The organism is Protofrankia sp. CiP1_Cm_nod4, assembly GCF_982290645.1.
Map to the genome: position 1 here is coordinate 9720 of NZ_CEVIVC010000045.1, position 13828 is coordinate 23547.

A 13828-nucleotide genomic window follows, 5' to 3' on the forward strand; every position below is an offset into this window, starting at 1 on the left:
GCACGGGGGAGGCGGGGGCCGCGGCCCCGGCGGGCACGGAGAGCAGCGTCACGGGCATCGGTGCCAGCGGCGGGACCGCCGAGGGCTTCGTGCGCGTGGTCCACGACCCCACGTTCGGCGACATCGAGCCCGACGAGGTGCTCGTGTGCGCGACCACCGACCCGAGCTGGGCGTCGGTGCTGTTCCTCTCCTCGGCCCTGGTGGTCGACATCGGCGGCCTGCTCAGCCACGCCGCCGTGGTCGCGCGTGAGGTCGGGGTGCCGTGCGTCATCGGCACGGGCAACGGCACCAGGGTGCTGCGCACCGGCGACCGCGTCCGGGTCGACGGCAACAAGGGAACGGTGGAGATCCTCAAGCGGGCCGCGGAAGGCGTGACCGGCCGTGCGGCCCGTGACGGCGCGAACCGTGACAGCACGAACCGTGACAGTGAACTGGAGAGCACCGCATGAGCACTCCCACGGCCACCAGCACAGCCACCAGCACAGCCACCGGGGCGGCCGCCTTGCCGTCCCGCGGCGTCCCGGCGGAATGGCTGCCCCGCCCCGAGGACGAGCTGTTACACAAGCCCTTCGGTGACGAGTCCTTACCGTGGAAGGAGACCTTCTTTATCACCGTCCGTGATGACGCGCTCAACGCGAACATCAACATGCACATGACGGTCAGCGCCAACCGCTCGCCTGACACCCGGTGCGCCGTCGGCGTCGCGCAGGGCAACAGATCGGTCATCCAGGTGCTGCGGACCGACGGGACGCACAACGACCGGCGGATCGGCAACGAGCTCGCGCGGCTGGAGGTGGTCAACCTCTCCTGGGACTCCGACCACGAGCTGCGGTGGGCCGGCAGCCTCGACGAGGCCGAGTTCGACCTGACGCTGCGGGGGAAGCACCTCGCGCCCCTGTGGGACACCATGTTCAGGGGCTACTACGCCACCGGGGAGAGCGGGCAGGTCTACCGCCACACCGAGCAGGTCATCACGGCCAGCGGGACGATGCGCTGGCGCGGCGGGCCGGAGCTCGCGTTCTCCGGCTTCGGCTGGCGCGACCGCGGCTGGGGCCGGCGCAAGACCCAGCTGATGTGGAACACCGGCTGGGACCTCGTATCGGCGATCCTGCCGGACGACAGCGTCTTCTCGGTCATCGCGCTGCGCAGCCACGAGCTGCCGGAACCGGCTCCCATGCCGGTCGCCGGCTGGTGGTCGGACGCGGGCACGCTCGTCCCCTGCGTGGGCGGTGTCTATCACAAGGAGGCGACCGCCTGCCCGAAGCACTACGAGCTCGAGTTCTCCAACGGGCACCGCATCGCCGGTGACCTGGTGCGTCCGACGGGGCGGGTCGCGGTTGCCATGCAGGAGTCCGAGGTCGGGCCGGACGCCCCCAACTGGGCCGCCACGATGCAGGACTACTACGCGATCTTCGTTGATCCCGAGGGGCGGGAGTTCCCGCTGTTCACCCAGAACGGCTACATCCACAAGGTGGACGTGTTCCGTGGCGCGCAGTTCGTCCACGCGGGCTCGCCGCCCCGCAAGGCATGATCGGGGCGGTCGTCTTCGACGTGGGCGGGGTCCTGTGCCCGAGTCCCGTCGGAGAGTTCGAGAAGGTCGACGCCGAGTACGGCCTGCCCACCGGCACGGTGATGTCCTTCGTCCGCGGCGGCGAGCTGTTCGCCCGCTGCGAGACGGGGCGCATGCCGATCGCCGAGTTCTACCGCCGGTGCTCCGCGGCGATCGCCGAGAAACACCGTGTCGACGTCCCGGCACAGCGTCTGGACGCGATGCTGTGGGCGTGCATGGGCGACAACGTCCGGCCCGAGATGGCCGCGCTGGTCGTCGAGGTCAGGGCGGCCGGCTACCGGACCGCGCTGCTGACGAACATCTTCGCCGAGCGGCGTGACTGGCTGCACGCGCTGCTGCCCGCGGGCGCGATCGACGTCTACGGCGACTCGTCGGAGCTGGGGCTGCGCAAGCCCGATCCCGCGATCTACCGCAGGCTCCTGGAGATGCTCGGCCACGGGCCGCGGGAGGTGGTCTTCGTCGACGACTTCCCCGAGAACCTCGTGCCCGCGCGTGACCTGGGGATGGTCGACGTCCGGTACGAAAGCCCGCGGCAGGTGCGCCGGGCGCTGGTCGAAGCCGGTGTGCGGATCGCCCCCGAGCCGGTGGACAGCCGAACGGGCGGGCCGGGAGCGGGCGGGCCGGGAACGAGCCCGCGAGGCCTGGCCGCGGCCTCATCCGAGCGGGCCGGAGTCGCATCCGAGGAGGTGGCCTGATGGATCTCGCGGTGTTGCAGGCGGTGCGGCTGAAAGGCGGGCTGGCGGACGCGTCCACGGTGATCTGGCTGACCGGCGGCGACGAGACCGCCGTGCGCCGCGCGCTCGCGGCGCTTGTCACGGCCGGGCACGTCCAGGAGTGCCGTGGCCGCTACCGGATCATGCCCGGCGGGCGCGACGCGCTGCGGGCGGCGCTGGCCGTCGAGCGCGCGGGCCTGGACATGGCCGCGCTCGACCTGGTCTGGGAGGAGTTCAGCGCGCACGACCACGCGCTGAAGGCCATCCTGCGGGACTGGCAGCTGCGCGGTGAGGAGCCCAACGACCACTCCGACACGGCGTACGACGCCGCGGTGATCGCCCGGGTCGAGGCGCTGCACGGTGACGTGGGCCGTCTCGCGCTGCGGGCGGCCGGCGTCATCCCCCGGCTGGGCCGCTACCCCGGCCGGCTGGAGGTGGCGCTCGTCCGGCTGCGCGGCGGCGACCGGCGCTTCCTGACGCATCCGATGGTCGACAGCTATCACACCGTCTTCCACGAGCTGCACGAGGAGCTCTACGGCGCGACCGGACGCGACCGGGTGAGCGAGGAGGCCACGACCGGATGATCACGATCACCACCGCGGTGCGCCCGCTCGTCCCCGGCCTCGACGGCGGCCGCGCGCTGCTGGGCGGCAAGGCGTGGGGCATCCAGCGCATGCTCGCGCTCGGTGCGCCGGTGCCGCCGGCCTTCGTCGTGACCACCGAGGCGTGCGCGCGCCACCGCGCCGGCGGCGGCCGGCTGCCCGCCGACGTGCGCGCGGCGCTGCCGGCGGCGATCGCGTATCTCGAAGAGGCCACCGGCCGCACCTTCGGCCGCGGGCCCGCGCCGCTGCTGGTGTCGGTGCGCTCGGGCGCGGCCGTGTCGATGCCCGGAATGATGGACACCGTCCTGAACCTGGGGATGACGCCGCGGGTGCGGGTGGCGCTGGCCGCGTCGACGGGCGACGCCCGGTTCGCGGCCGACACCTCCCGGCGTTTCAGCCGCCAGTTCGAGGCGGTCGTCGGCGTCGCGCCGCCCGCCGCGCCGGCCGCGCAGCTCGAGGCCGCGGTGAGCGCCGTGTTCGCCTCGTGGGACTCGCGCCGCGCCCTGGCCTACCGGCGCGAGCGCGGGCTCGACGGCGACGCGGGCACCGCGGTGACCGTGCAGGCCATGGTGTTCGGCAACCTCGACGACGCGTCCGGGACGGGCGTGCTGTTCACCCGCGACCCGCTCACCGGGGATCCCGAGCCGTTCGGGGAGTGGCTGCCGCGGGGGCAGGGGGATGACGTGGTCGCGGGCACCCACGACCCGCTGCGCCTCACCGAGCTGGCGCGCGCCCAGCCCGTCGTGCACGCCGAGCTCGTCGCGCTCGCGGCGACGCTCGAGCGGGAGTGCCGTGACGTGCAGGACATCGAGTTCACCGTCGAGTCCGGGCGCCTGTGGCTGCTGCAGACCCGTGCCGCGAAACGCTCACCGGCCGCCGCCGTGCGGCTGGCCGTCGCGCTCGCGCGGGAGGGGCTCATCGGCGAGCGCGAGGCCCTGGACCGGGTCTCCCCCGAGCAGGTCGCCGCCGTGCTGCGCCCGCACGTCGAGCCGCACGCGCGCGCGGCCGCGCGGGTGCTGGCCTCGGGACGGCCCGCCTGCCCCGGGGCCGTCAGCGGTGTCGTCGTCTGCGACACCGAGGCGGCCCAGGAGCGCGCCGACGCCGGTGAGGCCGTCGTGCTGGCCCGCCCGACCACCGATCCCGAGGACGTGCCGGCGATGTCGGCCGTCGCGGCGGTTCTCACCGAGCTCGGCGGCGCGACATCGCACGCCGCGGTGGTCAGCCGCGAGCTCGGCGTGCCCTGCGTGGTCGGCTGCGGCGCCGGGACGCTGATGGGCCTGGCGGGCACCGAGGTGACCGTGGACGCCGCCGCGGGGGAGGTGCTCGAGGGCGTGCTGCCTGTCGTTGCCCCGGCCGGGGCCGGCGACGAGCCCGACCTCACACGGCTGCTGGCCTGGGCCCGCGCCGAGCCGGGCGCCGATCCGGCCGCCTCCCTGCCGGATCTGCTCACGGCACGCGGCCGCGGCCGGTGAATCCCGTCCACAGCCACCCACGCATGTCATGATCGCCGCGAGTTTGTTGCCGTGTACGTTTTTCGGCCGCGTCAGCCTACACAGCGACGAACTCGCGCCGATCTTCTTCTTCGGTGGCCGGCGTCCATCGATGCGACGCTGACCATTGCCGTCGGCCCGCTGGCCCCGCGGGTGTACCGGTGGGCTGTGGACAACTCTCGCCGTACCGCCTGTCGCCGGCTGTCCCGGAAGCGGCTCACAGGCTGGTGACGACTCACGGGCCGGTGACTTGTGGGCTGGCGTCCATGAGTGTCCTTCGAGCGGGCGTCTCACCGGCTGGTGTCACCGGTGCGGGGTGCGCGAGAACGCCATGGCGGACGAAACGGTGCACACCGGTGGTCAGCGTCACGCGTGTCGTGCGGGTCATACGTCGCCGAGCCGTGCGCTGTCGAATCCCGTGTCCGCTGGTTCGTGTGCTGCCGGGTGGTCGGTGTGGACGGTCGCGGTGGTCAGCCGCGGCACGGCAGCGTCATACCGGGTGAACGGTGCACACCGGTGGTCAGCGTCACGCGTGTCATGCGTCGCTGGTTCGTGTGCTGCCGGGTGGTCGGTATGGACGGTCGCGGTGGTCAGCCGCGGCACGGTGTGGATGAGGGCGTGCTCGGCGGCCATGGCGATCGCGTGCGCGTCGACGACGGTGAGCTCCCCGGGGACGACGATGTCGGCCTCGGCATGCAGCCGGTGGCCGATCCAGCGCAGCCGGAGCCGGCCGACGGCGCTGACGCCCGGAACGGCCCGCAGCGCGGCCTCGGCCGCGTCGGTCAGATCCGGGTCGACGGCGTCCATCAGGCGTCGGTAGACCTCGCCGGTGGCGTCACGGAGCACGGCGAGGATCGTGGCGGTGATGACCAGGCCGATGACCGGGTCGGCGGTGTCCCAGCCCACGGCCACGCCGGCGGCGCCCAGCAGCACGGCCAGCGAGGCGAACCCGTCGGTGCGGGCGTGCAGCCCGTCCGCGACCAGCGCCGCCGACCCGATCCGCCGGCCAGTGCGGATCCGGTGTCGAGCCACCAGCTCGTTGCCGGCGAACCCGGCCAGCCCGGCCGCGGCTACCGCCGGCAGATGGGTGACCACACGGGGATGCAGCAGCCGGTCGACGGCTTCGTAGGCGGTGAAGCCCGCGGACGCGGCGATCGTCGCGAGAACGGCGAGGCCGGCCAGGTCCTCGGCACGGCCGTAACCGTAGGTGTAGCGGCGGGTAGGCGGTCGTCGGCCGAGGACGAACGCGACACCGATGGGCAGCGTGGTCAGCGCGTCCGCCGCGTTGTGGACGGTGTCCCCGAGCAGCGCCACCGATCCGGACAGCATGACGATGACCATCTGAAGAGCAGCGGTCGCCCCGAGCACGGCCAGCGATATCCACAGCGCGCGGATCCCCTCGGCAGATGTTTCCACCTCCGAATCCACCCGGTTCGCCGAATCGTGGGAGTGCGGCACCAGCCGGTGAGCCAACCGCTGCCGCCAACGCACGTCACGTGTGCGCACCGTCGCGCCCTCGTCACCATCGTCACGTGGACGGTGACCACCGACGTCATGTGAATGGTGAGCGTCGTGAGAACAAGGGCCGCCAGGGCGAGCATCGTCAGGGTGGTCACCGTCGGGGTGATGATGACCACCGGCGTCCGGGACACACCGCTCATGCGCCATAGCTCGTACGCTGCCACGAAAGGATCATTGCGGCGACGGTGCACCACACCGCCGTACGCGGCTACAGATCCTCCGTAGATGGCCGTCCCCGCAGGTGCGACAACGTCGCCGACCGGCGGGGACGGCAGCGCCGGCGAGCGGAGCCACGACGTGGAAAAGGCGGGGCAACGGGGGTGAGAACAGCATCGCTGCCCCGTTCACGGGGCCACGGTTTATCCCATCCCCAACGGAATGGTGTTCCGCAGGGCAGCAGCCTCGCTCCTCCGGGCTGCCGCCAGCCTCGCGGCCTCTGTCCAGGAACGTCGAATCAGGACGATGTGGGTGGCCGTCGAGGTCAAAATGAGGCGAGACGGCCACCGTGGGGGTGTGGGCTGGCTGGCGCCTGTCGGGCCGGTCACCCGGGTGCGCAGGTGCGGTCGCGCAGCCGGGCGCGGCCGGTCAGCCGGGTGCGGCCGCTGGGGGCCGGCCGTGCTGGAGGTAGGCGGTCTGGCCGGTGCGCAGGGCGTCGACGCAGGCGTGGACACGCCAGGCGATGTACGGCGCAAGGAGCTGGTCACGCTCCGAGGGGGTGCACAGCCGCCACGCGGTCAGCTCGTCGGCCTGGAGACGCAGGTGCTGTTCGGCGTCGTCGGCGGTGAGCAGCCCGCCGTCGAAGACGAAGTTGGCCAGCGCCGGCCGTCCGTCGGCCTGGGGCGGTACCCAGTCGATCGCCAACAGCCGTCCAGGCCGCAGGTCCAGCCCCAGCTCTTCCTTGATTTCTCGCCGCGCGGTCTCCCAGGGATATTCTCCCTCCTCCATGTGGCCGCCGGGCAGCAGCCAGGAGTCGGTGCGGTAGGACGGCTGGACGAGTAGGACCCGGTCATCGGGATCATGGAAAAGAGCGCTGGCCCCGGCGATCGAGCGCGGGAGCGTCGCGTAGAACTCCGCTGGTGACAGTGACATCTGCTTCAGATTAGCGGAAGGCGTAGGTGGAAACCGCTTCCATGACAGCGCTTTCCACCTACAGATGCGGAAGCCGTAGGTGGAAAGCGCTGTCATGACGACGGGAACCACCTACACTTCCCATCCGTTGTCGGTGGGATGCTGGGCACATGACCGACGGGGGTGCCGCTGAGGGCGGCTGGGACTTCTTCGTCTCGTATGCCGATGCGGATCATGAATGGGCGGAGTGGATCGCCTGGACGTTGGAGGAGACCGGGTACCGGATTCTGATCAAGGCATGGGAGTCCGTCCCGGGGACTGTCTGGTCCGCTCTGGAACAGGAGGGCCTGCGCAGAGCGAGCCGGCTGCTGGCGGTGGTGACACCGGCCTATCTCGAGTCGGCCGACGGTGGCGCGCAGTGGCAGGTGATGCGGGAATCGGACCTGAAAGGGGATGCTCGGCGACTGCTCCCGATCATGATCGAAACCTGTGGTCCGGGCAGCCTCGGGATTTTGGGGACACGTGGGCGGATCGACCTGACGGATCTGTCGGGACCGGCTGATGAACGGGAGGCACGGACCCGGCTGCTCGACGGGCTACGGGACGCACTGGCCGGGCGAAGAAGACCGGACAGCCCGCCCACATTACCGATCCGGAAACAGGCTACGGCAGGCCGTATGAGACCGACCGGCCCGATACCGCTCCCGGAGCGGGTATCCCGCATGGACGAGAAGGAAGCTCCGGGGCTCGGGCTGGTGCTGTCGAACAGCGCGGATATCGCCCTGGCCGGGGCTGGGGGCATGACCGGAAATGATATCTCTTCGACGTTTCCGGGCGTGCTGTCCGCGAAACCGGCCACCTGTCCCGACCAGGCGTGGACGGAGCCATACGCGGCTCCTGGCAGCGGTCCGGGCGTCGACGAGCTCCGCCGGCTGGGAACCGAGAGTCGTGGCGATCCCGGTGAGCCGGCCAACTGGCCCGCATACGAGTCCCTGGTCTCTCGCATGGCATCCCACGTCCTGGCCGTTGCCGGCCGGTTTGCCGCGGCGACCGGCGAACCGGCCGAATTCCGTGCTCTTCTTCTCGATGTCTGCCGCTACCACTACGCACGGGGGCGGTACGGCGAGAGCCATGACCTCGCTGACCGGGCCCGCAGCCGCTGGCTACCGGTACTCGGCCCCGACCACCTCGACACCCTGGCTGCGGGCCATCACCTGGCCCGTGCTCTCTTCGTCCTGAAGAAGGATTATCATCAAAAGGCCTACGAGCTGGACAAGGATATCTCGAGCCGTCGGCAACGGATTCTTTCGACCGATCATCCCGACATCCTGGCGTCGGCCAACAGTCTTGTCATGGATCTGCGTGCTCTGGGCCGTCTCGACGAGGCGTACACGTTGGCTCTGGACACCTGGGAACGCCGGCGGCGGGTTCTCGGTGATGACCGCCCGGACACTCTTTCCAGCGCGGCGAACCTTGCCGGATGCCATTATCTGCTCGACAATCATCGGGAGTCGTTACGGCTGAACGAATATGTCTGGGAGCGTCGGCGCCTGCTTCTCGGCGACCGTCATCCTGACACGCTCGTATCTGCCATCAACACGGCGATGGATCTGTACGCCCTCGACGATCGTATACCGGCCCGGATGGCTGCCGAGAAGACGCTTGCGCGCTGCCAGGAAGTTCTCGGCCATGACCATCCGTGGACGCGGACGGCTGCCGGCCTGCTTCAGAAGTGGCGTGAACAGTGATCCGGGCCGCCCGTCATGGCCATTCGTCGTCTTCCCCTTCATCGTCCCGCGGGGCGGGAATTTCTGGAATATCAGGGAGAAAGTCGGAGGGCGGGCGTGCCGTCCGCCGCGTGTCCGAGCGCCCGTCGGCAGCCGAGCGGGCCGCCCGCATCCATTCCGACAGGTCCCGGCCCGGATCCCGGGCCGGATCCCGCTCTCGTATCCGGGCGACTATTGTCGCTGCCTCACGTGGGGGATAGGCGTTGTCGGCGTCCAGCAGTTCCTCGGCGCTGAGGATCGTGCCCCGAAGCTCGTCCCCGACCCGGGCCGTGACCAGCGGGCCGATCACGAGCGAGATCGACCCCAGGTCACGGGTGGCGGTGAAGAAGGTCCGGAAGGCCGTGGCATCGATGTCCTCCATGGGCATGGCTGTCGTCCCCGCCGTGAGGTTGGCCGCGATCGCGTCGAGAACGCTCCGGGCCCGGCCCCTGACCTCCTCGAAGGTGTTTCCCGCGGGCGGTGCGAAGTAGAACGTCTTCTCCCAGGAGCCGAACATTATCGGCCCGTCGTAAGTAATCCGCGTGCCCTGTCCTCCCACCGCGGCGGCCATGGGGCGGGAGAGTGACTCGAGCAGGTCGCCCAGCCCCGGCGAGATGTTTTCGGAGGTGTATACCGTTCCTTTCAGCTCCCCTCCGGCCATGTTTGCCCCGATTGTTCCGTAGTGATGGCGCAGATCCCGTTTCGCCTGTTCGGCCCGTAGCCGGACCTCCATGAGGGCAACCTCCTCGTCGGCCTTGGACGAGGCGAGCATGACACGCAGCCGAGAACGGCTCGCGGCGGCGACGGAGATTTCGTAGGCGCTGTTGTGGCCGGCCATTTTGATGAACAGCACCGCGAGATCGAGAGCTACGAGCAGCAGAGAGATCAATATGCAGACCAGAAATGCATGCAGATTGTGGCGAAGCACGGTCAGCAATGCATCCTGGTGGTCGAGAACACCTGCGGGTGGCGGTGGCCGACTGCTGTTCTCGGCTGCCTGCCGGGTAGCTTCACCGTTGATCTGCCCAATTTTCTCCGGTTTGTCCGACAGTACGCTGGCAAGGGTGTTCGCGGCCTCATTCTGCCGGATGACCGCGTTTGTGTAGTTGCTGTTGAGAAGAGTGAACACGGGGCCGTTCCCGGTCCGGCCGGTGGCTCCCCGGCCCTCGCGCTCGTTCGTGACCGCGGCGAGTGCCTCCTCGACGGCCTTATTGGCGGCCTCGAGCTGCTTCTGGTCACTCGCGATCTCATCGTCGAGTGCGGTGAGACGATCCACTCTGTTTTTCTCGACCGCGGCGTTGAGTACACCCGTCCGGTCGGCGTGCCGCCGGCCGAGTTCTGCCGTGATCTCAGCGTCGAACATCTTCAGGACCAATGGGTCGGTCACGACGATCGCAATGAGCAGGGTTATCACGATTCTGACCGCATAGCTGCGCCTCTTCGACCAGTCGCGCGGTTGCGCGTTCTTCTTGTAGAGACCGGGAAGCTGCGCGTCATCCTTGTAGAGATCGGAGAAGTTGATGCTTACCTGGGACAACAGGAACCTGTCATAGACCACCACGGCCGCCGCGAACAGCAGGCCGACGATCACCCCCGGGAAGAGCCCACCTCCGGTTGCGATCATCAGGAAGAACGTGCAGCCGGCCGTCGCATAGACGTAGTAGAGCGCCATGAACAGGGCGGCGCAGGTGTACCGGGCCCGGTCGACGAACACGGTGGCGTGCGCCGGGTCGATCCCGACGAGGGCGAGTATGGCTTTCATCGGCCGACCGGCCGAGAGGCCGAGCGTTCCCGACGGCTCGCGCGCGTTCCGCGACCGCCGGACCGGACCTTCATCCAGAGCTCCCCCGTCGTGCTCCATGACCGGGGACGAAGTCTCCCGGAAAGAAGACTTTATACCGTGTTCACGGACTCGTCGGATTCGCCCGGGATGTTCATCGGGATGCCGCGGTCCGCCGGATCGATTCGATGGGCGACGGGCGGATGCCGGGCTACAGGCCGTATATCTCGAGGAGGCGGAGCCAGATTTCGCTGACGGTGGGGAATGAGGGGACCGCGTGCCACAGGCGGTTCAGGGGTACCTCGCCGACGATGGCGACGGTCGCGGCGTGCAGCAGCTCCTGGACGTCCGGGCCGATGAACGTCGCTCCGACGACCACCGATCGTTCGGAATCGATGACCAGTTTGCTGGTCCTGGTGGTCACACGGGTCACGGCGGCCCTGCTGGCCCCACCGGACGCGGCGGACGCGGCGGACGCGGCGGCTCCGGCGGCTCCGGCGGTCCTGCCGGCCCTGCCGCTCTCGCCGGTCCCGTTGGTCCCGTTGGTTCCGGTGGGTGCGATGTTGGCGCGGCCGCGTACCTGGGAGCCGGCCACGTCGTCTGTGCTGTAGGTGACGGTCCGTATCGGCAGGCCGGCGTCCCGGGCCTGCCGTTCGGTCAGGCCCACCGCGCAGACCTGGGGATCGGTGAAGATCACCCGCGGTACCACGTCCGTGGCGGCCGGGACGTCGCGGCCGAGGATGACGTCGGCGGCGAGCCTGCCCTGGTACTTGCCCATGTGCGTCAGCAACGTCCGGCCGTTGCAGTCGCCGACGGCGTAGAGCCAGCCCCCGTCCACCCCGGTGGCCCGCATCCACCCGTCGACGTCGACGAACCGGCCGGCGGGCAGCCCGACCGCGTCCAGGCCCAGATCCGCGGTTGCCGGTCGGCGACCGACGGCGACGAGAATCTCCTCGGCGCCGATCCGGGCGCCGTCGGCCAGCGTCGCCACCACCGTCGAGCCGCCGTCCCGCCTGCGTGCGGACGCCAGCGGCACACCGGTGATCACTTCTATGCCCGCGGCCTGGAAAGCCGCGCGCAGTTCCTCCCCGGCGAACGCTTCCTCCCGCGCGAGCAGCCGCTCACCGGCCTCGACGATGGTCACCCGTGAACACCCGAGGCGATGGAACGCCTGCGCCATCTCCACCCCGGTCGCGCCGCCACCGACCACCAGCAGCCGGCGCGGCACGTGGGTCGCGGCGGTGGCGCTCCGGTTGTTCCACGGGCGCGCGTCGCGCAGGCCGTCGACCGGCGGGATGACCGCGACCGTCCCGGTCGCGAGGACCACGGCCCGTCTCGCGGTCAGCCGCCTGGCCCCGTCGTTGCCGGTGACCTCGACCGTCCGGGCCCCGGCCAGCCGGCCGGCCCCGCGGAACAGTGTGATCTTCTTGCTGTCCAGCCAGGGCACCTGGCCGCTGTCATTCCAGTCAGCGGTCATGTAGTCACGCCACGCAAAGGCCGCGGCGGCGTCGACGGTGCCGGTGACCGCCTGGGACGCGCCGGGAACACGCCTGGCCGCGGCGAGCACATCGCCCGGGCGCAGCAGCGTCTTGCTCGGGATACAACCCCAGTACGAGCATTCCCCGCCGACCAGCTCGCGCTCCACGATCGAGACGGTGAGCCCGTTGTCCGCGCATCGGCCCGCGGCGTTCTCCCCCGCCGGGCCGGCGCCGATCACGATCACGTCGGTCTCGTGCACATCGGTCCAGTGCGCGTCAGTCCCGTGCATGTCGGCCCCCTGTGCGCCCGCGGGCTGCTGCCCGGTAGACCAGGGGTACCCGCTGGACGGCCGGAGGTAGCGCGATCACGTTTTTTCACGCTCGGACGCGCCTCCGGAACCCGGTCCTGGAAGTTCTGGCGGCCCAGCTCCTCAGAGTGCTCCGAGGGGATGCGGGCGGGGCGGGCCTCCGCCGGTCCCCGTCAGCGGGTCTCGAGTATCAGCGGGGTCTCGAGTTCGGGCATGGGTCCGGGCGCAGGCCCGGGGGAGTGCGCGGCGGCGCGGGTGGCGGGTCGTGACCCGCGCGCGGACGCCGATGCGGACGTGAAGGCGTCCGCGCCCGCCTCCCAGGTCCGTTGCAGGTCGCTGTTGCCGGGGAAGCGCTGGTCCAGCTCGAGGATGACCATGCCGTGGGCGAAGGCGAACATGGCCTGCGCGACCTGCGGGTCGCCGGTCGCCAGGAAGAACGGTTCACCGGACCATTCCTCCAGGCCGGGTGTTGTCGAGCCACGGGGCAGGCGGGAGCTGGTGGCCAGACGGTACAGATTCGGGTGGGCGAGCGCGTACTCACGGTAGGCGGCCAGGGTGCCCGCGATGCCGCCCGCCGGCCCGGGGTGGCACACCGCCTGGTGCAGGGCCTGGCCGATCTCGGCCAGTGCCTCGTCGACCAGGGCCAGTTCGACGGCGTGCTTGCCCGGCAGGTGCTTGTAGAGGGAGGGCGCCTGGATGCCGAGCTCGGCGCCCAGCCGGCGCATGGTCAGGGCGCCGGCTCCTTCCGCCTCGAGCAGCCGCCTGCCCGCGCTGATGATCTCCGTGGCGCGGGGGCTGAGCGCACGCGGCCGCGGCGGGGCACTTGAGGAGAGGCCAGCACTTGAGGAGGGACCAGCGCCTGGGGAGAGAACGGACTGCGTCATGCGAGCGGGTCGAGGATGAACACCGGATGCCTCGGCGCGATGCGGGCGACATCCTCATCGGTCGAATCCGCGCTGACACCGTCGAAGAACACCCCCACCTCGGCCTTCCAGCGGCGGAGATAGGCACGCAGGACCGGCGCTTTGTCCGCGTCCGCGAGCTCATGGGCGGTCCGGTGCTCCCGGCGGCGCCCGAGCAGGAGGTCGAGGCTGCCGTCGGCGGCGCGCAGGTTGCGTACCCACTGGGTCTCGCCCCGCGGCGCGACCAGGTACTGCCTGCCCTCATGGTCGAGCAGGTTGACCGGGACCCGGCGGGGCTGCCCGCTGCTGCGTCCCCGCACCTCCAGGACGCGGCTGCCCCAGATGCTGATACCGGCTCGGGTGAAGCCCGCGATCAGGTTGTTGACGACATGCCGGGTGAACCGGCCGGGCTCGCGATAATAGATCTTGGACGTGTCGGCCATGGTAGACCCCCTTCGGGCGTAGTGATGTCACCTAAGGCCAACATCGTCGACCACAGGTGTAGCTAACAGTGTTAGCCGATTCTAGCGCGGGTTCGGCCCGTCATGCGGCTGCGCCCGTCCGGCCGGGCCGACCGGCGACGCCGCCGTGTCGGGGCGGGCTGTGACGGCTGTGACGGCTGTGACGGCT

12 protein-coding genes are annotated in these 13828 nt (G+C 70.4%); 6 read left to right on the forward strand and 6 right to left on the reverse strand.

Going from position 1 to position 13828, the window contains the following annotated elements; all coding sequences use genetic code 11:
• The 5 genes from AC5LSR_RS10980 to AC5LSR_RS11000 form a co-directional block, all read left to right on the forward strand.
• Positions 1–449: PEP-utilizing enzyme (locus AC5LSR_RS10980; protein WP_493468411.1), on the forward strand; the 449-nt coding region annotated here is incomplete at its 5' end.
• Entirely contained in the window at positions 446–1531 is a 1086-nt protein-coding gene (locus AC5LSR_RS10985) for a DUF7064 domain-containing protein (protein ID WP_250287244.1), read from the forward strand. The genes AC5LSR_RS10980 and AC5LSR_RS10985, both read left to right, overlap by 4 nt.
• Positions 1528–2265: an HAD family hydrolase gene (locus AC5LSR_RS10990; RefSeq protein WP_250287242.1), complete on the forward strand. Its 738-nt coding sequence runs from the start codon at positions 1528–1530 to the stop codon at positions 2263–2265. The genes AC5LSR_RS10985 and AC5LSR_RS10990 overlap by 4 nt, the downstream gene beginning before the upstream one ends.
• The gene (locus tag AC5LSR_RS10995; RefSeq protein WP_250287240.1) at positions 2265–2867 is read left to right on the forward strand and encodes a hypothetical protein; all 603 of its coding nucleotides are present in this window, start codon (positions 2265–2267) and stop codon (positions 2865–2867) included. The genes AC5LSR_RS10990 and AC5LSR_RS10995 overlap by 1 nt, the downstream gene beginning before the upstream one ends.
• A complete protein-coding gene (locus AC5LSR_RS11000; RefSeq protein WP_493464826.1) occupies positions 2864–4357 on the forward strand; it encodes a pyruvate, phosphate dikinase in 1494 nt (497 codons plus the stop codon). The genes AC5LSR_RS10995 and AC5LSR_RS11000 overlap by 4 nt, the downstream gene beginning before the upstream one ends.
• Before the next feature lie 402 nt (positions 4358–4759).
• On the opposite strand, the gene AC5LSR_RS11005 is transcribed toward AC5LSR_RS11000, so the two are convergent.
• Together AC5LSR_RS11005 and AC5LSR_RS11010 are read right to left on the reverse strand one after the other, a co-directional pair.
• Positions 4760–5791, reverse strand: a complete 1032-nt coding sequence (locus tag AC5LSR_RS11005; RefSeq protein WP_250285506.1) for a cation diffusion facilitator family transporter — start codon at positions 5789–5791, stop codon at positions 4760–4762.
• Positions 5792–6481: 690 nt separating this feature from the next.
• Positions 6482–6985, reverse strand: coding sequence for an NUDIX domain-containing protein (locus AC5LSR_RS11010; RefSeq protein WP_250285505.1), 504 nt, complete (start codon positions 6983–6985; stop codon positions 6482–6484).
• A 149-nt stretch (positions 6986–7134) separates the two neighbouring features.
• On the opposite strand from AC5LSR_RS11010, the gene AC5LSR_RS11015 reads away from it, so the two are divergent.
• Positions 7135–8712, forward strand: coding sequence for a toll/interleukin-1 receptor domain-containing protein (locus AC5LSR_RS11015; protein WP_250285504.1), 1578 nt, complete (start codon positions 7135–7137; stop codon positions 8710–8712).
• Positions 8713–8725: 13 nt separating this feature from the next.
• Here the strand turns inward: AC5LSR_RS11015 and AC5LSR_RS11020 are convergent, their stop codons facing one another.
• The 4 genes from AC5LSR_RS11020 to AC5LSR_RS11035 all read right to left on the reverse strand — a co-directional run bounded on the left by AC5LSR_RS11020 (position 8726) and on the right by AC5LSR_RS11035 (position 13641).
• Positions 8726–10492, reverse strand: a complete 1767-nt coding sequence (locus tag AC5LSR_RS11020; RefSeq protein WP_250285503.1) for a DUF4407 domain-containing protein — start codon at positions 10490–10492, stop codon at positions 8726–8728.
• A gap of 229 nt (positions 10493–10721) precedes the next feature.
• On the reverse strand, positions 10722–12278 hold the full coding sequence (locus tag AC5LSR_RS11025; protein WP_250285502.1) for a dihydrolipoyl dehydrogenase family protein: 1557 nt from the start codon (positions 12276–12278) through the stop codon (positions 10722–10724).
• A gap of 191 nt (positions 12279–12469) precedes the next feature.
• Positions 12470–13180, reverse strand: coding sequence for a TetR/AcrR family transcriptional regulator (locus AC5LSR_RS11030; RefSeq protein ID WP_250285501.1), 711 nt, complete (start codon positions 13178–13180; stop codon positions 12470–12472).
• On the reverse strand, positions 13177–13641 hold the full coding sequence (locus AC5LSR_RS11035; protein WP_250285500.1) for a nitroreductase family deazaflavin-dependent oxidoreductase: 465 nt from the start codon (positions 13639–13641) through the stop codon (positions 13177–13179). The genes AC5LSR_RS11030 and AC5LSR_RS11035 overlap by 4 nt, the downstream gene beginning before the upstream one ends.
• Between the last annotated feature and the right edge of the window lie 187 nt (positions 13642–13828).

What these genes read in the sequence shown, in the direction of transcription:
- AC5LSR_RS10990 (WP_250287242.1), top strand. Translation starts at nt 1,528, where the DNA reads ATGATCGGGGCGGTCGTCTTCGACGTGGGCGGGGTCCTGTGCCCGAGT.
- AC5LSR_RS11015 (WP_250285504.1), top strand. Translation starts at nt 7,135, where the DNA reads ATGACCGACGGGGGTGCCGCTGAGGGCGGCTGGGACTTCTTCGTCTCG.
- AC5LSR_RS11020 (WP_250285503.1), bottom strand. Translation starts at nt 10,492, where the DNA reads ATGAAAGCCATACTCGCCCTCGTCGGGATCGACCCGGCGCACGCCACC.
- AC5LSR_RS11025 (WP_250285502.1), bottom strand. Translation starts at nt 12,278, where the DNA reads ATGCACGGGACTGACGCGCACTGGACCGATGTGCACGAGACCGACGTG.
- AC5LSR_RS11010 (WP_250285505.1), bottom strand. Translation starts at nt 6,985, where the DNA reads ATGTCACTGTCACCAGCGGAGTTCTACGCGACGCTCCCGCGCTCGATC.
- AC5LSR_RS10985 (WP_250287244.1), top strand. Translation starts at nt 446, where the DNA reads ATGAGCACTCCCACGGCCACCAGCACAGCCACCAGCACAGCCACCGGG.
- AC5LSR_RS10995 (WP_250287240.1), top strand. Translation starts at nt 2,265, where the DNA reads ATGGATCTCGCGGTGTTGCAGGCGGTGCGGCTGAAAGGCGGGCTGGCG.
- AC5LSR_RS11035 (WP_250285500.1), bottom strand. Translation starts at nt 13,641, where the DNA reads ATGGCCGACACGTCCAAGATCTATTATCGCGAGCCCGGCCGGTTCACC.
- AC5LSR_RS11000 (WP_493464826.1), top strand. Translation starts at nt 2,864, where the DNA reads ATGATCACGATCACCACCGCGGTGCGCCCGCTCGTCCCCGGCCTCGAC.
- AC5LSR_RS11030 (WP_250285501.1), bottom strand. Translation starts at nt 13,180, where the DNA reads ATGACGCAGTCCGTTCTCTCCCCAGGCGCTGGTCCCTCCTCAAGTGCT.